This is a genomic window from Mesonia profundi, from assembly GCF_031085155.1.
Taxonomy (GTDB): domain Bacteria; phylum Bacteroidota; class Bacteroidia; order Flavobacteriales; family Flavobacteriaceae; genus Mesonia; species Mesonia profundi.
Genome location: NZ_JAVHUL010000026.1, coordinates 1 through 19,590, shown reverse-complemented (window position 1 = coordinate 19,590; position 19,590 = coordinate 1). Strand labels below are relative to the sequence as shown.

The 19,590-nt window shown below is 35.4% G+C and carries 16 protein-coding genes; 5 read left to right on the top strand and 11 right to left on the bottom strand.

All coding sequences use genetic code 11. The annotated features are described in order from the left end of the window. Positions 1-28 precede the first annotated feature (28 nt). The 7 genes from RBU60_RS10070 to RBU60_RS10040 form a co-directional block, all read right to left on the bottom strand. Positions 29-1,000: a deoxyhypusine synthase family protein gene (locus tag RBU60_RS10070; RefSeq protein WP_308864793.1), complete on the bottom strand. Its 972-nt coding sequence runs from the start codon at positions 998-1,000 to the stop codon at positions 29-31. Between the two features lie 146 nt (positions 1,001-1,146). Continuing rightward, complete coding sequence (gene speB / locus RBU60_RS10065) at positions 1,147-2,022, bottom strand: agmatinase (RefSeq protein ID WP_308864792.1); 876 nt, start codon at positions 2,020-2,022, stop codon at positions 1,147-1,149. Continuing rightward, positions 2,012-3,412 (bottom strand): arginine decarboxylase, encoded by a 1,401-nt coding sequence (locus RBU60_RS10060; RefSeq protein WP_308864791.1) that lies wholly within the window; start codon positions 3,410-3,412, stop codon positions 2,012-2,014. The genes speB and RBU60_RS10060 overlap by 11 nt, the downstream gene beginning before the upstream one ends. Positions 3,413-3,782: 370 nt before the next feature. Then, positions 3,783-4,613: a pseudouridine synthase gene (locus tag RBU60_RS10055; RefSeq protein ID WP_407660200.1), complete on the bottom strand. Its 831-nt coding sequence runs from the start codon at positions 4,611-4,613 to the stop codon at positions 3,783-3,785. A 70-nt stretch (positions 4,614-4,683) separates the two neighbouring features. Further along, on the bottom strand, positions 4,684-5,592 hold the full coding sequence (locus tag RBU60_RS10050; RefSeq protein WP_308864789.1) for a geranylgeranylglycerol-phosphate geranylgeranyltransferase: 909 nt from the start codon (positions 5,590-5,592) through the stop codon (positions 4,684-4,686). A gap of 10 nt (positions 5,593-5,602) precedes the next feature. Then, positions 5,603-6,541, bottom strand: coding sequence for a mevalonate kinase family protein (locus RBU60_RS10045; protein WP_308864788.1), 939 nt, complete (start codon positions 6,539-6,541; stop codon positions 5,603-5,605). A 38-nt stretch (positions 6,542-6,579) separates the two neighbouring features. Further along, on the bottom strand, positions 6,580-7,659 hold the full coding sequence (locus RBU60_RS10040; protein WP_308864787.1) for a diphosphomevalonate/mevalonate 3,5-bisphosphate decarboxylase family protein: 1,080 nt from the start codon (positions 7,657-7,659) through the stop codon (positions 6,580-6,582). Between the two features lie 96 nt (positions 7,660-7,755). Here RBU60_RS10040 and RBU60_RS10035 point away from each other — a divergent pair, with 96 nt between their 5' ends. After that, a complete protein-coding gene (locus RBU60_RS10035) occupies positions 7,756-8,229 on the top strand; it encodes a TspO/MBR family protein (RefSeq protein WP_407660202.1) in 474 nt (157 codons plus the stop codon). 6 nt (positions 8,230-8,235) lie between these two features. Next, positions 8,236-8,757, top strand: coding sequence for a DUF421 domain-containing protein (locus RBU60_RS10030; protein ID WP_308864784.1), 522 nt, complete (start codon positions 8,236-8,238; stop codon positions 8,755-8,757). Positions 8,758-8,769: 12 nt separating this feature from the next. Here RBU60_RS10030 and RBU60_RS10025 read toward each other — a convergent pair whose 3' ends face one another. From RBU60_RS10025 to RBU60_RS10010, 4 genes are all read right to left on the bottom strand, one after another. Continuing rightward, the gene (locus RBU60_RS10025) at positions 8,770-9,720 is read right to left on the bottom strand and encodes a bile acid:sodium symporter family protein (protein ID WP_308864782.1); all 951 of its coding nucleotides are present in this window, start codon (positions 9,718-9,720) and stop codon (positions 8,770-8,772) included. Between the two features lie 5 nt (positions 9,721-9,725). Continuing rightward, positions 9,726-10,934: a BaiN/RdsA family NAD(P)/FAD-dependent oxidoreductase gene (locus RBU60_RS10020; RefSeq protein WP_308864812.1), complete on the bottom strand. Its 1,209-nt coding sequence runs from the start codon at positions 10,932-10,934 to the stop codon at positions 9,726-9,728. 243 nt (positions 10,935-11,177) lie between these two features. Beyond that, positions 11,178-11,636, bottom strand: coding sequence for a DsrE family protein (locus tag RBU60_RS10015; RefSeq protein ID WP_308864781.1), 459 nt, complete (start codon positions 11,634-11,636; stop codon positions 11,178-11,180). A 266-nt stretch (positions 11,637-11,902) separates the two neighbouring features. Then, positions 11,903-13,378, bottom strand: coding sequence for a T9SS type A sorting domain-containing protein (locus tag RBU60_RS10010; protein ID WP_308864780.1), 1,476 nt, complete (start codon positions 13,376-13,378; stop codon positions 11,903-11,905). A gap of 191 nt (positions 13,379-13,569) precedes the next feature. Here RBU60_RS10010 and RBU60_RS10005 point away from each other — a divergent pair, with 191 nt between their 5' ends. From RBU60_RS10005 to RBU60_RS09995, 3 genes are all read left to right on the top strand, one after another. Further along, positions 13,570-15,429, top strand: coding sequence for a cytochrome-c peroxidase (locus tag RBU60_RS10005; RefSeq protein WP_308864779.1), 1,860 nt, complete (start codon positions 13,570-13,572; stop codon positions 15,427-15,429). Between the two features lie 184 nt (positions 15,430-15,613). Beyond that, positions 15,614-18,079 (top strand): alkaline phosphatase PhoX, encoded by a 2,466-nt coding sequence (locus RBU60_RS10000; RefSeq protein WP_308864778.1) that lies wholly within the window; start codon positions 15,614-15,616, stop codon positions 18,077-18,079. 83 nt (positions 18,080-18,162) lie between these two features. Then, complete coding sequence (locus tag RBU60_RS09995) at positions 18,163-19,092, top strand: leucine-rich repeat domain-containing protein (RefSeq protein WP_308864777.1); 930 nt, start codon at positions 18,163-18,165, stop codon at positions 19,090-19,092. The last annotated feature ends 498 nt before the right edge of the window (positions 19,093-19,590 follow it).

The window sequence follows — 19,590 nt, the reverse complement described above, 5'->3', positions numbered from 1 at the left end:
GCTAGCTAAATCCTAATACCTAAATAAATTACATATCCAATAAATAGGCAAAAATAAGCGGCGCTACAATGGTGGCATCGCTTTCAATAATAAACTTAGGCGTATCTAAATCTAATTTCCCCCAAGTAATTTTCTCGTTAGGAACCGCTCCAGAGTAAGATCCGTAACTGGTAGTAGAATCTGATATCTGACAAAAATAGCTCCAAAATGGAGTGTCGGGACGTTCCATATCTTGGTATAACATAGGCACCACGCAAATAGGAAAATCTCCTGCAATACCTCCTCCAATTTGAAAGAACCCAATTCCGTTTTTAGAATTTTCGGTGTACCAATCGGCTAGGAAAGTCATGTATTCAATTCCAGATTTCATGGTACTAGCTTTTAGCTCTCCTTTCATCACGTAACTGGCAAATATATTCCCCATGGTACTGTCTTCCCAACCCGGAACGATAATAGGTAAGTTTTTTTCCGCGGCAGCGTACATCCAAGAATCTTTAAGATCTATCTCATAATGCTCCTCTAAAACGCCACTTAGTAATAATTTGTACATAAATTCGTGAGGGAAATAACGTTCTCCTTTCGCTTCGGCATCTTTCCAAATCTTTACGATGTGCTTTTGAATTCTCCTAAAAGCTTCCTCCTCGGGAATACATGTATCGGTAACTCTATTTAAGCCTTTTTCTAATAAATCCCACTCATCTTTAGGCGTTAAGTCGCGGTAATTAGGAATTCTTTTGTAATGCGAATGCGCGACCAAATTCATAATATCCTCTTCTAGATTCGCTCCCGTACAAGAAATAATTTGTAATTTATCTTTCCGAATCATTTCGGCGAAGATTTTACCTATTTCTGCAGTACTCATAGCTCCGGCTAAGGAAACTAACATTTTTGCCCCTCCGTTAAGTTGATCTTCGTAAGCTTTTGCAGCATCTACAAGACTTGCAGCATTAAAGTGTAAGTAATATTTTTCTATAAATTGGGAAATTGCTCCTTTAGTCATTTTTTATGTTATGATTTTTTAAAGCGAGTCCGTTTCAAAATCTTCTTTGGCAAGTCTCTAAAACATTTAACGCTGAATAATTATTTTTTAAGTAAGGTCTATTTGTGCGAGGCTCGCCCAGAGCCTAAGTAAAGGTTATTTAAAAATTATTCCTCTTCTATCACTATAGGGTTTCCGTATTCAAACTTATAGCTCAACATTTTATAATACAATTTCGCCGCTAGGAAGTCAGATGATTTCTCCTCTTTATTGGGACAAAGTTCTACAATATCAAAGCCTACTACATTCTTCTTTTTAAAGATGAGTTTTAAAAAGTCTAATGTCTCGTACCAAAAAAGTCCGCCTGGTTCTGGCGTTCCTGTAGAGGGTAGGATAGAAGGATCAAACGCATCTAAATCTATGGTTAAAAAGACATTCGGAGTCATTTGTCCAATGGCGTCATCCATCCAATCTTCATATAAATCGTGTGCAAAATACACTTGATTCTCATCCATATATTCCAGTTCTTCTTCATCCATAGAACGAATCCCCACTTGAACTAAATTGGTTGTTTTGCTGGCTTCGTGAACGGTACAAGCATGGTTATAGGATGAACCCTCATATTCTTTACGAAGATCTGCATGAGCATCAATTTGTACGACCGTTAAATCTGGAAAAGCTTCGTTAAACGCTCTAATGCTACCAATAGAAATGGAGTGTTCGCCTCCAAATAGCGTAACAAATTTACCTTGTTTTATGTAGTTCTTCGTGGTTTTGTGAACCGCTTCTACCATTTTCTCTGGAGAAGAATTCTCGGTCACGGGAGCTGCTAAGTATACACCTTTCTTGTACACTTCAGTACGGGTTTCGATATCGAATAACTCCATATTCTCTGAAGCTTCAAGAAAAGCTTGCGGACCTTTATCGGCTCCTTTTTGCCAAGTACTTGTACCGTCATAAGGAACAGGAATTAATACCACTTTTGCTTCTTCTAACCGAGCATATTTATCTGGAATGCCTGCATAATTGTTTTTAGTTGTCATCGTAGCCTAAAATTTTAAGTAAGTCTTCACTTTTCTGTTGGTTGCTAAATAGTTTTGTAGTGATGTTGCCTTCTTTATCCTTATCAATCAAAATATGTTTGGGACTAGGAATAAGACAGTGTTGTAATCCGCCAAAGCCACCAATACTTTCTTGGTAAGCTCCCGTATTGAAAAAGCCTATATAAAGCGGTTTTTCTTTTTTATATTTCGGTAAATAGATAGCGTTCATATGCTGTTCGCTATTGTAATAATCATCGCTATCGCAAGTTAAACCACCCAATAAGACGCGCTCATATTCATCTTCCCAGCGGTTAATGGCAAGCATGATAAAACGCTTGTTAATCGCCCAGGTATCGGGTAGGGTAGTGATAAATGAAGAGTTGATCATATTCCACTTCTCACGGTCATTTTGTTGCTTCTGATATAGGATTTCATAAATAGCGCCTCCGCTTTCTCCTACAGTAAAGCTACCAAATTCAGTAAAAATGTTGGGAACAGGCACTTCTGCTTCTTCACAAAAATGATTAATTTGATTTATGATTTCATCAATCATATATTGATAATCATATTCAAAATGTAGGGAGTTTTTAATCGGGAAACCGCCACCAATATTTAAACTGTCTAGGGTGGGGCAAATTTTTCTTAAGCGGACATAAACCTTCAAACATTTTAAAAGTTCGTTCCAATAATATGCAGTATCACGAATCCCTGTATTGATAAAAAAGTGAAGCATTTTAAGCTCTACTTTATCGTTATTTTTAATTTGATCTTCGTAAAACGGAACAATATTGCGGTAGCCAATACCTAATCTTGAGGTGTAAAATTCAAACTTAGGTTCTTCTTCCGAAGCAATACGAATTCCGATTTTAAAATCGTCTTTAATTTCTTCTGATAGCAAATCTATTTCTTCATAATTGTCGATAATGGGGATGCAGTTAGGATGCCCATTATTGATTAGCCTTGCAATGTTAGAGACGTATTGCGCGCGTTTAAAACCGTTGCAAATGACAAAGGTGTCTTTATTGATCTTTCCCTTTTTCATCATCTTCTCTACGATATCAATATCAAAAGCAGAGGAAGTTTCAATGTGGATATCATTTTTTAAAGCCTCGTCTAAAACGTGCTGAAAATGTGAGCTCTTCGTGCAATAGCAGTAACTGTAACTACCTTTGTAATTATTCTTTGCGATAGCATCCTTAAACCAGCCTTTGGCACGTTGGATGTTTTCAGAAATTTTTGGTAAGTAAGTGAATTTTAATGGAGCGCCGTACTCTTTTATCAACTCCATTAAATTGATGTCGTGAAACTCAAGACTGTTGTCTTTTAACTTAAATTCTTCTTGAGGGAAATGATAGGTTTGACTTATGAGGTCAATATACTTTGTATTCATTAGGTTTTTTTAAAATATTTAGCGTTAGGTAAATACATGTAAAAGATAGAAATAATTTTATAAAAATACGCTTCAATTAGAGTAAAATTTGAAATGCAGTAGTTGGCTTAAAGGCTAACTTCTGATTGAATGGGAGTGAGGTTACGGAAGTAAACTTAAAAAATCGGAGGTTTACCTGGTAAACTATTGCTGTAAAAAACCTCCCGTTTTTTAGCAATCCGAAATTTGAAAGAGAGTTCAATTAATTCGTCTTAATTCAAAACAAATAAAATCTATTTTTCTATACTGTGAAAGCCTCTAAATGTTAAATTTTTGCATAAAAAAAAGTGCCTTGAAGAAGACACTTTTTTTAACTATATGTTCCTAGTGATTAGAGCATCCCTAAGTTAATCACTTCTTGTTTAGAGAGGTGTCTATAATTTCCTCTAGGTAAATCTTTTTTGGTTAAACCTCCATAAACCACGCGGTCTAAGCGTACAATTTCATAGCCTAATTTTTTAAACAAACGTTGTACAAGATGTTGACGAGTACTTTTAAGCTCAATACCTACTTGTCTTTTAGGCTGATTGTCTACGTAGCTAATATCATCTACATTTACTTTTCCATCTTCTAAAGTTACACCTTCTCTAATTTTCTCCAAATCAATCTGATCTAGATTCTTGTTGAGTTCTACGTGATAAAGCTGACGGATACCTTGTTTGGGATTGGCTAAATTTTTAGATAAAGTCCCATCATTGGTAAACAGTAGCAAGCCCATCGTACTGGTGTCTAATTTTCCAATAGGACTCAGTTTAGATTTTGAAGCATTGGCCACCAAATCCATTACAGTGCGGTTGTTTCTTTCTAAACTTCCGGTTACGTAAAAACCGCTAGGCTTGTTAAGCAAAACATATTCTTTTTGGTCTGGAGTAATTTTTCTACCATCAAATTTTACTTCGTCGGTTAATTTTACTTTGTAGCCCATTTCGGTAATTACATCTCCGTTTACGCGTACATTTCCGGAAGAAATATAAATATCTGCATCTCTACGAGAGCAAACTCCTGCATTGGCAATGTACTTATTGAGGCGCATTCCTGCTTCAGGATCTTTAATTTGTTGATCTACTTTTACTTTATTTTTTGAGGTAGGTTTTCTGTCTTTATTAAAAGGCTTATTCTTATTCTTCATGTTCCCTTTTCCTTGGTTTCTTTCGTTGCCCATAATTTTAATTTTTTGCAAAGGTACAATATAAATAAATAATTTCTAATTGTTAATACTGAATAAAAATTTTCTAAAAAATACGATTTAAAACAACATCAATATCAATAAGTAAAATACTAAAAACTCCCAGTACAATAATGAGCTTTAGTAGGTTATGCAGAATGGTATATTGGAGCTTGGATTTTGATTTCCATAAAAAATATAAAAAAGCAATCAGCAGAAAAAAGGCTGTGATAAAGTAGTAATACATATAGCCTATATTAAAATCTTTTACCAAAAGAAGTAGGGTAGGGATAGAAGTCAAAGCTACTAAAGCAGTCGCTATTTTCTTGGTAAAAGGAACACCGTAAACTACGGGAATGGTATTATATTCTTGTGTAAAATCTCCTTTCAGGTTTTCTAAATCCTTCACTAGTTCTCGAATAGAGATAATCAGAAATAGATAAGTAGCATGAATAAAAATGATCAAGTCAAAATTTTGATAGAATACGAAAACCACGAAAAAAGGCATTACCGCTAGCGTAGAGGCAGTCAGGTTACCAATAAATGGGTATTTTTTCAGCTTGTGGGAATAAAACCACAAAAAGAAAATATAGGCAGAAAAAAATAATACGGCTTTAAAAGAAACATAACTGGCAAGAATAACCGACAAAATGTTGAGCGTAAAATAAACGGAGAGCTTCGTCTTCTGACTGATGTAATTATCTAAAAAAGTTTTTTGAGGCCTATTGATCAGGTCCTTTTCGGTATCGTAAAAGTTATTGATAATATAACCCGAAGCGATCGCTAAGGCAGAAGCCAATACGATAATAAATAAATTTTTTTCGAATAAAACTTCAGCTAAAGGCTTGTTTGGAGCAAGAATGTAGATAGAAGTTAGGTATTGTGCCGCTATAATAACTAGAATATTATAGCCTCTTACGACAGAGAACAAACTTGCTAATTTTAGCAGTAAGTGTCTGTTCTTTTTAGAAGACATCTACAGAATTTTAAAAATTATAAACTACTTCTAGGTTGTAGTCTTTCAATGCTTTTTTAGCTTTATCCATATCCTCAGTAAAACCTAAGATATAACCGCCACCACCAGATCCGCAAAGTTTTAAATAATACGCATTGGTTTCGATTCCTTCCTTCCAAAGTTGGTGGAATTGCTTAGGAATCATAGGCTTAAAGTTGTCTAAAACCACGTGAGAAAGCTGTTTAATATTTCCGAAAAGCGATTTTACATCTCCTTTTAAGAAATCGTCTACGCAAGCATCGGTATGTTTATTAAACTTATTTTTTAGCATTTGTCTAAAGCCTTCTTGCTTCATGTTTTCCATAAAGATATTTACCATAGGAGCAGTTTCTCCTACAATCCCACTGTCTATTAAAAATACAGCGCCTTTCCCGTTTATCGCTTGGGAAGGAATGCCTGCAGCTTCAATATGATCTTTAGAATTGATGAGAATAGGTAAACTTAAGTAGCTATTTAAAGGATCTAATCCAGAAGACTTTCCGTGAAAGAAAGATTCCATTTCCCCAAAAATAGTTTTAAGACTCAATAATTTTTCTCGAGTTAAACTCTCCAGAACGGTAATTTTGTCGTGTGCATATTTTTCGTAAATCGCAGCAACTAAGGCACCGCTACTTCCTACGCCGTATCCTTGAGGGATACTACTGTCAAAATACATTCCACTTTGAATGTCTTTTTCCAGTTCGTCAAAATCGAAATTAATTAATGCTGGTTTTTCTTGAGCCAAGTCTTTCAAATAATCTCCAAAACGCTTTAAGTTCTGATTGGATTTTAATTGATTTTCAGTAAGTGAATCGCTAGATTTTAACGCTCCATTATAAAAGTTGTAAGGAATAGATAGACCTTTAGAGTCTTTTATAATTCCGTATTCCCCAAATAATAAAATTTTTGAATAAAATAATGGTCCTTTCATAATGTCGATTTAATGCTTTAAGGCAAAAACGCTATAACTTATATTGATTTTGCTCCGAAGCCTACCTCGTCACAAATATACATTCCTTTTTGACAATAACCAACTAACTGATTCTTAATGAAATCTAAAACTTCTTCTTTCTCTTCCTTAGGGTAGAGTACGTGTACGTTTGCACCCGCATCTAAGGTGAAGCAAACTTTACTGTTATGCGTTTGCCTAAACTCCCAAATCTTATTGATGATTTGAAGCGTATTCGGTTTCATCAAGATAAAATAAGGATGGCTAGTCATCATCATAGCGTGTAAGGACAAGGCTTCTTGCTCTACAATGTGGATAAATTCCTCTAGGTTACCAGAAGCTAAAATTGGCAAAAGCTTTTCTAAATTATCATTAGCTTGTGTAAAACGTTGTTCTGCAAAAGGATGATCGTGCATCAGGTCATGCCCTACAGTACTACTCACTTGTTTTTCACCGCGATCTACGAGTAAAATAGTGTCTTGATAGTCTTTAAAAACAGCGTGGACATCATCAGAATATGCTAGTCCGTATAGGTTGGAGCTTTCTCTAACCGCTTGATGTTCTCCCCAAACCACTAGATTTCCTTTAATACTTCTCGCCGCACTACCTGATCCTAGTCTTGCTAAAAACGAAGCTTTCTTATTAAAAAATTCTTCCGTCATAGCGGAATCTGCTTGTCGTTCTAATTGCAATAGGCATAAAGCTAAAGCACTCATTCCGCTTGCCGAAGAAGCGATGCCACTACTGTGAGGAAAAGAATTTTGAGTTTCAATCTTAAAATGATACTGCTTCAAAAAGGGAAGATAATCTTCCACACGTTCAAAAAACTGTTTAATTTTAGGTTCAAAACTTTCTGTTCTTTTTCCGTCAAGGTAAACTTCAAAAGAAAAATCTTTCTCAGCATCCTTCTTTTTAAAATTTATTTTTGTGGTGGTTTTGCAATGCGAAAGCGTAAAACTTATCGAAGTATTTTTAGGCAATTGCTCGCCGTACTTCCCCCAATATTTTACCAAGGCAATATTACTGGGCGATTCCCAGGCAACATGGCCTTCTTCTGGAAGCTGATATTTCTTCGATGGAATAAACTGCTGTTCTTGCATAACCAAAATTTTCAGCAAATATAATCTTCATAAAAGCATTTCTATGGAGATTGTAAAAATAAATTTATAAATTACAGGTACCTAAGCCTAAAGATGATGAATAGCAAACTGAAATATATTTCCATTTCTATACTGGTTTGTCTATTGGTAGGATTTATAGATGCTATTATCACTCAGTCTGGTTTTGATGGCTGGTATTTGGCTTTACAGAAACCGGGATTTACCCCTCCCAATTGGTTGTTCGGCCCAGTTTGGACGGTCTTGTATATGTTAATGGGAATTGCATTGGGCTTGGTATGGAACAAAGGATTGCACCACGTTTGGGTAAAAACGGCTCTCTATCATTTTGGGTTTCAATTGTTACTTAACACCGCTTGGTCTATCGTATTTTTTGGTCTAAAACTGCCTTTATTAAGCTTAATCATTATCATTTCCCTTTTTATATTGGTTCTTTTTACCATCAGGTGGTTTAAAGTGGTCTCGCCCTTAGCGGCTTATTTATTAATTCCATATATCGTTTGGTTAGGATTTATTGCCGTGCTTAACTATGAAATTTGGAGACTTAATTAATCTATTATGAAAGAATGGTTTGCGGCTTCATCTACATCATTAGTAGCCATCGTTTTAAGTGCTGTCGGGATTTATATTTGCGTCATCGTTTATACGCGGTTGGCAGGAAAGCGTAGTTTTTCTAAAATGTCGAGTTTTGATTTTGCGATGACTGTCGCCATAGGATCTATTTTGGCTACCACCATCTTATCCAAATCTACTTCTTTACTGGAAGGCGCGGTAGGATTGGGGATTGTGTATATTCTCCAAATTTTGGTAGCGAGTCTTAGGCATAAGAAGGTTTTTCAAAAGCTAGTAGATAATGATCCTATTCTATTAATGAACGGAGCTGAAATTTTATACGATAACCTAAAAAGATCTAAAGTAACGGTATCTGATTTAAGGTCAAAACTTCGAGAAGCAAATGTTTTGGAGCTCAGTCAAGTGAGAGCGGTTATTTTTGAAGCTACGGGTGACATCGCCGTTTTACATACCAACGATAAAGCCCAAAGCGTAGAAGATTTTATTTTGGAAGACGTAAAGCGCTAATATTTAATAAAATTAACTACTTCTTTGCTGAAATTTATTCGCAAAAACGGCAACAACCATCAGTTGAAAAATATGATACAGCATAATGGGAATTAAGAAAATTCCTGTACTTGATGCATTACCAAACAAAACCTGAAGCATTACAGAGCCGTGAACCAGAGATTTTTTTGAACCACAAAACCTAGCGGTAATCTCATCTTCTTTAGAGAAATGAAGTTTTTTAGATATAAATCCTAAAAGTGCGTAAACTGTAAAAAACAAACCTGCTACTCCGCCTAAAATTACAAGCAGGTCAAGAAGAGATAATTCATTAAAAATATTAGCCTTAAAAGAGTGACTAAAGCTGTTATAAACGATCAGGGTAATCACACTTTTATCGAAAACGCTCAACTTGGCTTTATGCTTGGCAACAAGCTTTTTGAAATACTTGTGAAGTAAAAAACCTATCCCAAGTGGAATAAGGATTTGAATTCCTAATTTACTGAATACATCCAAAAATGAGATACCATTTTCTGAAGTATCTAAAAATAGACTAAGCCATAACGGAGTAACTACCACGCCTATAATTCCAGATAAACTCGCATTAAAAATGGCAGCAGAAATATTCCCTTTGGCCAACGAAACCATCACTACAGAAGAAGAAACGGTAGAAGGCAAGGCGGCTAAAAATAAAAAAGCAAGCCAGTAGGTATAAGATTCTTCAGAGGTAAATATAGGATAAAACAGTAGCACTAATACCGGGAAAATAATAAACGTGGCCGCTTGTATTAAGAGATGTAACTTGTAATTACGCATTCCCAATTTAAGCTCGGTGGGGGATAATTTTAAGCCATAAAAAAAGAAAATAAAGGCAATTCCAACATCGGTAATGATGCCTAAAGGTAAAACTTCTGAAAGTTGAGGAAATACATAAGAAGCTAAAATGGCTAGCAATAAAGCCAGGATAAATAAGTGCTTTTTCATATCCCCTAACTTATAGCACGCGCCGCGATAAATGCACTTGTCCACGCATTTTGAAAGTTAAACCCGCCTGTAATAGCATCTATATTGGTCACTTCTCCGGCAAAAAATAAATTTTCTTGCAATTTGCTTTCCATGGTTTTAAAGTTAATTTCCTTTAATTCCACTCCGCCGGCAGTCACAAATTCTTCTTTAAAAGTGCTTTTTCCTTGTATGTGATAAACGCCTTGTGTTAATTCTGCGCATAGGTTTTTCAATTCTTGTGTGCTCACTTCTGCCCATATTCTATTTTTAGGAACACTTGCGGCTACGAGTTGCTGCCACAAGCGTTTGGGAAGCTTCAATTGTGCATAGGTGGCGATTTGCTGTTTGGGATTCTGCTTTTTTACTTTTAATAATTTTTCTAGTGTCGCTTCCGCGGAAGCGTGACCAAGCCAATTAATTTCTAATTGAAACTGATAGTCTTTCTCGAAAAGCTGTTGCGCCCCCCAAGCCGAAAGTTTTAAAATCCCAGGTCCGCTGAAACCCCAATGCGTAATTAATAACGGCCCTTCACTTTCTAACTTTTCGCCCAATACCTTTACGGAAGCATAGGTGCTAATTCCTGCCAATCCTTGTACACGCTCGTCTTTGGTATTAAAGGTAAACAAAGAAGGAACAGGAGACGCAATATGATGATTTAAGGCTTGTAAATGGTTCCATATTTTTGGATTGCTCCCGGTGGCAATCACCAATTTTTCAGCTTGATAGGTTGCGGACTTGGTAGTAACATTCCAAAGATTCTCCTTTTTAAAAAAATCTTTCACCGATTCTAAGGTTCTGACTTCAATCCCTAAATCTTCAACGCGTTGCAAAAAACAATCGATGATGGTTTGGGAAGAATCGCTTACGGGAAACATTCTTCCGTCTTCCTCAATTTTAAGCCCCACACCTTGGTTCTCGAACCACTCGATGGTATCGCCAGTCATAAATTGATGAAAAGGACCTAGCAGTTCTCGTTCTCCTCTGGGGTAGTTTTTAACCAATTCTTGCGGAATAAATTCGGCGTGGGTCACATTGCAACGACCCCCTCCCGAAATTTTCACTTTGGTAAGCACTTCTTTTCCCCGTTCTAAAATGAGAATACGTTTGTTTGGCTGGTGTTCGGCAATTTGAATAGCGGTAAAAAAACCTGCCGCGCCACCTCCAACTATAATCACGTCTAAACTGTTTTGCATTTGGCAAAGATAGGCTGCTACTAAAAACAAAAAGAAAAGTTTTCACTTTTCTTTTTGCTAGAATTTTAAATTATTTCATTATTCAATCACCAGTTTCTCAAATGCATGTTGATTTTCTTTTTTGAATTGCAATAAGTAATTTCGCTTAAAGACAATTTGTTACAGACTAATAGTTAGAGGTTTTTACCCAAATCTTTTGAATAAAAACCCATTATATTTATATCAAAACCAAGATTGCTTGGTTTAAGGAATAACAACATTATATCCATTTGCCTGAATTTGTAAAAGTCGCGAAAATGCGTTTTCTACAGAAATAACGCCCTCTGGCAAATCTTCTTTGGTCACGTTCCATCTTTTCATCGCTTGCCTGCAGACGCTTACTCTTAGTTTTGGATGTTGATTTTTCTCGATAATGCGAGAGAGTTCCGAAGCTTTACTAAATTCTTTCACCGCATCTCCCCAAATTACTATTTCGAAATGTTTAAGCTCCATATCACTAGCAATCATTCGGTCAAAAAGTTTGAAAGCTCCTTTGACATGGCGTTCTTTTTGCAAACCCAAAGCCATATTTGGGGTTTTGCTCAAATCGGACACCATTTGTTTGTTCATTGGTTTCGTTCCTGTGTTTTGTGCCGAAACGGACAGGGAAAACAGGACAATAAATACGGCTAAGATGCTTTTTGTGAAGTTTGTTAATTTCATAGTTCTAAAGGTTTTAAGGTTATTGAGATGCATTTGTTTATATTGATGCTGATTCTCATCTTTTTTCCTTGAAAGGATAAAATTAAGCAAAGAAATGGGAGTTGACAGTGACTTAGGTTACACTAGCAATTTTTGGTGTGATATTTTTCACGAGTGTATTACTAGTAATTCTAAATATGTATCAGAAGAAATCTAACAGGTTTTCAAAACCTGTTAGATTTCTTGATCTATTGTGACACGAAGCCTTTCATTAAAAAATGTAAACATTATTCAATAACCAATTTTTCAAAGGCATGTTGATTTCCTTTTTTGAATTGCAGCAAGTAAATTCCTGAAGCTAATTGCGTATTGACCTGATTGTCGTTAGCCTGTAAATCGATTGTTTTTACTTTTTTTCCAGCAATGGTATATATACTCATTTGAGTAAAATCCTGAGTGTTTTCAAAAGAAAAACTTCCACGAGAAGGATTAGGATAAACAATTACTTGTAAAGCTTGGTTGCTGCTAACACTTAAGTCTGCACAATCAAACGGATTGAAGATTACTTCGCCTAAAGTAGCATCATCTGTTAGATGAAAAATATAAGGCTCCACTTCTTCCGCAGAACTAAACAAAACCCCTTCTTCCCAACAGTTCCAAACCGCTTGTATGGTATTAGGTGTATTGTTGTAAAGCGAAAAGGTACCTCCATTATTTCCGTTTTCAGAAAACAAGTTATTTCCTTGATCTGTGATCTCATTGGTACCTAGATCTATAGAAGCTTCTCCCAAAAGTGTGATTCCCCATAAATTATTGGCAATATAATTGCCTCTAGCAATAATGTTTTGAGTATCGGTGGTTGAATTTAATGAGATTCCACTTCCGCCAAGGTTAGGCAAGTTCTGGGTATTATTTTGGGTAATCGTATTGTTTCTAATGTACACAAAAGCATTACCGCCGGCAATCGTCATTCCGTAGCGGTTATCTGTGATGATATTGCCATCAATAATGGCTAGTATTTCTCCGCCTGTAAAATTAGATACGGCGATACCACCTACTTGGTCTAAGGAAACATCTCCTAGGATCGTGTTATTGGTAATTCTCAGCGTATCGGCACCTGTGGTTCCCATATTAATTTGTGGACGATTTTGATTCGCCTGTCCGTTAGCTTCTAAAAAATTCCCGGTAATCGTTGCCGAAACACTTTGATTAGCGCCAGAAGAGACAGCAGGTAAGTCGTTAAATGTAAATGTGTTACCTTGAATAAGAGGAGAGCCATTAGAGAGCGAAACTACCGCCCCAGTGGATACTCCCGATACATTATTAGATAAAAAACTTTCGGTCAAGGTGAAATTTGGGGTGATTACTTTTAAGCCTCCGCCATAGGTGATTGAGGTATTGTGAATGAAGGCTTCTGAATCTTCTTCAAAACGAAAACCATCATAAGGCGCAGTTTCATCTACTGCTTGAATCACAATTTGATCAGTTCCCGCATCGAAGATCAAGGTTCCTTCAATGGTGATCCTAATGTCTGCCGCAATATTTAAAGTTTCGGGCGTGCTAATGTTTAGTGTATCTGTAGAAGCAATAGTTAAATCTTCTGATAAGCTATATGCCGTACCGTCATAATTCAAAGTACTGGCGCTCAAATTTAAGATACCATCTAAGTCATAACTAGTTCCGTTATTGGGAGTGGTGTAGCTTTGCGCGGAAACCAACCCAATGTTAAGTGTAAGAAAGAGTAAAAAAGTAATTTTTTTCATGGTTTTGAGTTTTTGTTTGTGACTATAAAAATACGATTTTAAAAACATAAGAAAAAGATATATGCTTTGTTCTACCAATGATGAAAATAGAATCTTTCTTTTATAAATAGATGGATTTAATTTTTTGATAATCTTTAGGTAATCTACACCTAAAAATACTCTGCTATGTTTACCGTTTAATTTTATGATTTATGAGATTTTCTTTTAAAACCATCAGTTTTTTTTTGTCCTGCTTGCTTGTTATGCTGTTTTTTGTTTTCTCTTCTTTTTCTAAAGAAACTGATTATCATAGCAAAAATAACAGGTTTTGGACGTATGCAAATGAACTAAAAGAATCTTTGGCACGTTTAGATACTACTGCAAATGCATATAAATTACATAAAACGGAAATTGGTAATGTGAAATTAGCGGTAAAATCTGCTAGGTTATCCTACAAAAAAATAGAATTTTACCTTTCATTTTATCATCAAGAATATGTGAACGAACATATTAACGGAGCCCCTTTATTACATATAAAAAAAACGGGTATGCTACCTGATGTTATTCCTCCAGAAGGCTTACAGGTATTAGATGAATTAGTCTATGAAGAAGATGAGAACCTAGACGCTAATTTAATTGCTACTAACAGTAGAAAGCTTTACAATGCATATCAACTATTATATGAAGGCTTAAAAACAAAAACTATAGAACCCGAAAAAGAAATAGCAGCTATGCGATTGGGTTTAATAAGAGTATTTACGTTGGGAGTTACTGGTTTTGATACTCCCGGGTCGCTCAATGCTATTGAAGAAGCAAAAATATCAATGCAAGCAATGATGTCTTTTTTTAAAGAATATCAAAAACAATCACCTTTAAAAGAACTGCAAGAAATAATAAACCTTTTCTCTAAATCTATAAATTACTTAGAGCAACCTGCTTCTTTTACCAATTTTGATAGGCTGGTATTTTTAAAATCTTATATCAATCCGTTGTATCGAAAATTGGGAGAAATAGATCAAAAAGAAATTCCAAATTTTCTTCCTTACGTTTCTTCCTGGAACCCTAAAAGCAAATCTATTTTTTCTGAAGACTTCTTAAACCCTTATTTTTTTACGGAATTTAAAAAAGAAGAAGATTCTAAAGAGTTAAATGCTTTAGGAAAAAAACTTTTTTATGATTCCACTTTAAGCGAAAATCAACAAATGAGTTGTGCTTCTTGTCATAATCCTAAAATGGCTTTTACCGATGGGCAACCTAAATCTTTTAGTAATGTAGAGGGAAAAACGGTATTAAGAAATTCACCAACCTTACTCAATGCAGTTTACGCCGAACGCTTTTTTTATGATCTTAGGGCTTTCTCCTTAGAACAACAGGCAGAACATGTTATCTTTAATCCAGATGAATTTAATACTGCTTATGATGCTATTTTAAAAAAAATAGTAGATAATAAGCAATACACCGAAGGCTTTAAAAAGGTGTTTGGTAAAAATCAAGTTAACCGAGTTAACTTCTCTAAGGCTCTATCTTCTTACGTGCTTTCTCTTACCAGTTTTGATAGTGAGTTTGACGAATATATAAATAACGAAGAAGTCTATTTACCTCGAGAAGTAAAAGATGGATTCAACTTATTTATGGGAAAAGCAAATTGTGCCACTTGTCATTTCCCGCCCACTTTCTCGGGTCTTGTGCCTCCTTTTTATAGCGATTCTGAAAGTGAAATTTTGGGAGTTTTAAAAAATCCGACAAAACAAATTTTATTAGATACCGATGAAGGACGGTGGGAAAATGAAATCTCTGAAGAAAAAGCATGGATTTATGAAAAATCTTTCAAAACCACCACCGTAAGAAATTCCGGTTTAACCGCACCTTATTTTCATAATGGAGCTTATGCCACTTTAGAAGAAGTAATCGATTTTTATAACGATGGCGGCGGAGCAGGTAAAGGCTTAAAGGTGAACAACCAAACCTTATCTCCAGATCCTTTAAATCTTTCAGACAAAGAAAAACAAGACTTAATAGCTTTTATAAAATCTTTAAACGGGGCTAAGGCAGTAAGTTTAAATCAGAAATAAACAAATACCTTATAGCTAGATGTTTATATAAATTGGTTAACAAAGATTTTACATTCATAACCTTGCTCTAAGGCTGAGTTAACCTTGATAACTTTTTCATAAAATAAGCTTAAAGCGGAATTTAATAAAAGTAAACACTCAACCTCTACTTTTGACTTGAAATTATAAACCTCAAAATTTTACCATGAAAAAAAATTCCTTTTTAATGCTTTGTATGCTTTTTGCCTTTGGGTTGAATTTGTATGCAACTAATGTTAACTCTTCTTTTACGGAAGAAGAAAACTGTAACGAAACTGCTTTAACTGCAAACAGTTCTCTTATTAGTGCGGGTAGCGTTTGGTCTTACAACGACACCGGTGTAGATTTAGGCACCGCTTGGAAAGATGTAAGTTATGACGATTCTAGCTGGGCTTCTGGTAACGCTATTTTTGGTTATGGGGACGGGGTAGAATCTACCACTTTAGACTTTGGTCCAGATTCTAACAATAAATACCCTACCTATTATTTTCGTCATGAGTTTCAAATTGTAGATGCCTCTGTTATAGGAAATTTAATTTTAGGCATTATGCATGACGATGGTGTGGTGGTTTACCTTAACGGAACTGAGGTTTCTAGGTTAAACTTGCCATCTGGAGCTATAACATACAACACGTATGCTTCTTCAACTATTGGAGGAAATGATGAAACTTCTTTTAACTTGGTAAATATTGCTAATTCTTTACAAAACGGAACCAATGTTTTGGCGGTAGAATTGCACCAAGCAACAGCTTCTAGCTCAGATCTTGGCTTCGATTTATTAATGGAAGAAGAAAACACTTCAACTTTCGATTGTACAAATCCGCATGTGGGTTGTTTTACTTCTATAGTTCCTACGGCGCAACAAAACCATATGATTATTCCGCAAGAACACCGTTTTCAATTAATCTTTAAACAAGGCGATCAATATATGGACGGTAGCGGAACCGTGCCTGGTAATAATGACTTTACAGGTTATGTTCCTATTAATGGAAGTAGTGAGTTGGGATACGTTTCGGTTAATCACGAAAACAATCCAGGAGGAGTTTCTATTTTAGATGTAAATTTTAATGACCAAACCTTACTTTGGGAAGTAACCAACACACAACCAGTAGATTTATATAACAATGCTTTGGTAACTACCATAAGAAACTGTTCTGGAGGAGTTACTCCTTGGGGAACTGTAGTTACTGCAGAAGAATCTACTAATGGTGGAGATGCCAATAGCGATGGTTACGAAGATGTTGGCTGGTTGGTAGAAATAGATCCTGTTACGGCAGAAGTAATGGATTACGGAAACGGACAAGAAAAGCTTTGGGCCATGGGAAGAATGAACCATGAAAATGTTGTTGTAAGTGATGATGCAACTACAGCTTATTACGGCGAAGATGGTGGTACAGACTGTGTGTATAAATATGTAATGGATACTCCTGGTAACCTTTCAGCAGGTACTTTATATGTATTGGTATTAGACACGCCACTTGCTAACAACGATCCAACTTCTTCTACCGCGCAATGGGTGGAAGTACCTAACACAACTCCAGCAGAAAGAAATAATGTAAGAAATGCGGCGGCTGCCCTTGGCGGAACTAATTTTAACGGAGTAGAAGATTGCGAAATAAGTCCGCTTGACGGAAAAGTTTATTTTACCGCTAAAGGAAAAAATAGAACCTATAGATTTACCGATAACGGAACAACCGCTGTTTCTAATTTTGAAACCTTTGTTGGCGGAATGAGTTACAGTATTAACAGTACTCAAGGAACGTATTCTGAACCTTGGGGTAACGGAAACGATAACCTTACTTTCGATGAAAAAGGGAATCTTTGGGTATTACAAGATGGTGGTAACAACTATATTTGGGTAGTGCGTCCAAACCACACGCAATCACAACCGCAAGTAGAGCTTTTTGCTTCTATGCCAGCAGGTTCTGAGCCTACAGGATTAACCTTTACACCAGATTATAAATATGGTTTCTTTTCTATTCAGCATCCAAGTGGAGCAAATTCTCCACAACAAGACGCTACCTTTAATGATATCACTTTTGATGCTTCGGCAACGGTTGTTTTTGCTTTAAAAGAAAACTTGGGGGCACAAATTCCGTTAAGCGATTTTGTGGCAGATGAGGTTTTGGTAGAAGAAGGCGATATGGTCACTTTTACAGATTTAACAAACAACAATCCAACCGCTTGGGAATGGACTTTTGAAGGTGGAACACCGGCAACTTCTACAGATGAAAACCCAGTGGTTACTTACGCTACAGAAGGAGTTTATTCAGTAACCTTAAAAACTACCAATATGGCAGGTGATAACGAGGTAATTAAAACGGACTATATCGTGGTAGAAGATGACTTAAGCGTAGAAAGTAGCTTAAAAGATATCGTGAGCATTTATCCTAACCCAACACAAGGAAATGTATTTGTAGGAATTAATGATATTTCTGGACAAGAAATTAACATTCAGGTGTTTGATCTTTTAGGTAGAAAAATATCTGAAGTTAACGGAATGCAGACTACCGGAAATCAGCAAGAAATTAAGTTAGACTTTTCAACCTTCGCTACATCAAATCAACTTTATATAATAGAGGTGAAAATTGGAGCTAAAACCGCAAGGTATAAGGTGTTAAAATCTAATTAATTAAAATTTTTTTCAGCCATGTTTATGGTAAGGATCGGTGCCGGGCAAAGCATCGGTCCTTTTTTCTTTTTAAAAATATAACTATGAAAAACTTTAAAAATGTTTGTGTTATAGCTTGGTTGTTTTTTATAATAACTTCATTAGAGAACACCGTTCTTGCACAAAATTTTAATCCGCTAAAGGCTACAGTGTATTATAAATTAGATAACGCTGTAGCGGAAAAAAAAGAAGCCACCAGCTTAAATTTGCGCGATCAGCAATTGTTTTTTATTCCAGAAGATTTAAAAGGGTTACAAGGTTTAACGTTTTTAAACTTAATGCGAAATCATTTAGCACATTGGGAACAATCACTTTTCTCACTAAAGAAACTCGAAACACTTAACTTAAAATTGAATACCTTTCAGTATTTGCCTCAAGAAATAAGCGAATTAAAAAACCTAAAATCATTAGATATATCAGATAATTCTCTTACACAAATATCGAGATGTATAGGGAAACTAAAGAAATTACAATTTTTACATTTGTCATCTAATTCATTAGCAGCTTTACCTGAAGCAATAGGTAATTGTAAAAGTTTAGAGGTGTTAGAGTTGGCGCACAATCAACTTAGTTATTTGCCGCAAAACACCAGGAGTTTGAAAAACTTGAAGATTTTAAAGCTTGGTTATAATCAGTTTCATGAATTTGATATACAATGGACGAAGCTTAAATCTTTAGAGGAACTCAACCTAGAGAATAATAAATTAAAAAAAATACCAGACGCAATTAGAGAATTACAACATTTAAAAACTCTTATCATAAATGATAATGAACTAACCGTATTGCCGAACGGCTTTTCAGAATTAAAATCGTTAGAGATGCTTATAATTTCTAACAATGGTTTAGAAAAATTTCCAGAAAGACTTAGCGATTTAAAAAAGCTTCAGACATTAATAGCTGTTGGAAATTCTTTAAGTGATAAAGAAAAAGCAAGAATTAAAGTAGAATTGCCTCATTGTAAAGTTTATTTTTAAAAACTCTTAGAGAGTAACTTTCTATTTTAATGAGTCATGAATCTAGCCCTTCTTTAATACCTTTTCTCGATTTTCAATTTAATTTTTTTAACTTTTAATAGTTGCAATGGGTTTGCATATGGTTTCATTGCCATTGCATTGAGTTGGTAAATAAAAACCTGCCAATTAATTAAATAGTGTGTTGAACTAATCCTCGTTCCTCGGAAGCTTTTTAGCTAGTTATAAAACACATTAACTTAAGAACTCACCGAAACCCTAAAGGAGATGTATTTAAAAAAAACAAAAGAGCATTATAGAAACTGCCTTGGAGCAGGTAACTGAATTTAGAGCACTAAGAGTCACCTTAGAAAAAAATTTTGCTATAAACGGTAAATCAAATTCGACCTTGAACAACTACTTGTGCTGCATTGTCCACCTAGCGATCTGGACTTCCTAGTAATTTTGTGACTAATTTTATTAGGCCGCTTTGTTAAAAAATCCTTTTAATTTTAGTTCCAT

Coding starts and splice junctions, on each gene's coding strand:
- RBU60_RS10000 (WP_308864778.1), top strand. CDS start 15,614: ATGAAAAAAAATTCCTTTTTAATGCTTTGTATGCTTTTTGCCTTTGGG.
- RBU60_RS09995 (WP_308864777.1), top strand. CDS start 18,163: ATGAAAAACTTTAAAAATGTTTGTGTTATAGCTTGGTTGTTTTTTATA.
- RBU60_RS10035 (WP_407660202.1), top strand. CDS start 7,756: ATGAATAGCAAACTGAAATATATTTCCATTTCTATACTGGTTTGTCTA.
- RBU60_RS10010 (WP_308864780.1), bottom strand. CDS start 13,378: ATGAAAAAAATTACTTTTTTACTCTTTCTTACACTTAACATTGGGTTG.
- RBU60_RS10055 (WP_407660200.1), bottom strand. CDS start 4,613: ATGGGCAACGAAAGAAACCAAGGAAAAGGGAACATGAAGAATAAGAAT.
- RBU60_RS10045 (WP_308864788.1), bottom strand. CDS start 6,541: ATGAAAGGACCATTATTTTATTCAAAAATTTTATTATTTGGGGAATAC.
- speB (WP_308864792.1), bottom strand. CDS start 2,022: ATGACAACTAAAAACAATTATGCAGGCATTCCAGATAAATATGCTCGG.
- RBU60_RS10030 (WP_308864784.1), top strand. CDS start 8,236: ATGAAAGAATGGTTTGCGGCTTCATCTACATCATTAGTAGCCATCGTT.
- RBU60_RS10050 (WP_308864789.1), bottom strand. CDS start 5,592: ATGTCTTCTAAAAAGAACAGACACTTACTGCTAAAATTAGCAAGTTTG.
- RBU60_RS10025 (WP_308864782.1), bottom strand. CDS start 9,720: ATGAAAAAGCACTTATTTATCCTGGCTTTATTGCTAGCCATTTTAGCT.
- RBU60_RS10070 (WP_308864793.1), bottom strand. CDS start 1,000: ATGACTAAAGGAGCAATTTCCCAATTTATAGAAAAATATTACTTACAC.
- RBU60_RS10040 (WP_308864787.1), bottom strand. CDS start 7,659: ATGCAAGAACAGCAGTTTATTCCATCGAAGAAATATCAGCTTCCAGAA.
- RBU60_RS10020 (WP_308864812.1), bottom strand. CDS start 10,934: ATGCAAAACAGTTTAGACGTGATTATAGTTGGAGGTGGCGCGGCAGGT.
- RBU60_RS10015 (WP_308864781.1), bottom strand. CDS start 11,636: ATGAAATTAACAAACTTCACAAAAAGCATCTTAGCCGTATTTATTGTC.
- RBU60_RS10060 (WP_308864791.1), bottom strand. CDS start 3,412: ATGAATACAAAGTATATTGACCTCATAAGTCAAACCTATCATTTCCCT.
- RBU60_RS10005 (WP_308864779.1), top strand. CDS start 13,570: ATGAGATTTTCTTTTAAAACCATCAGTTTTTTTTTGTCCTGCTTGCTT.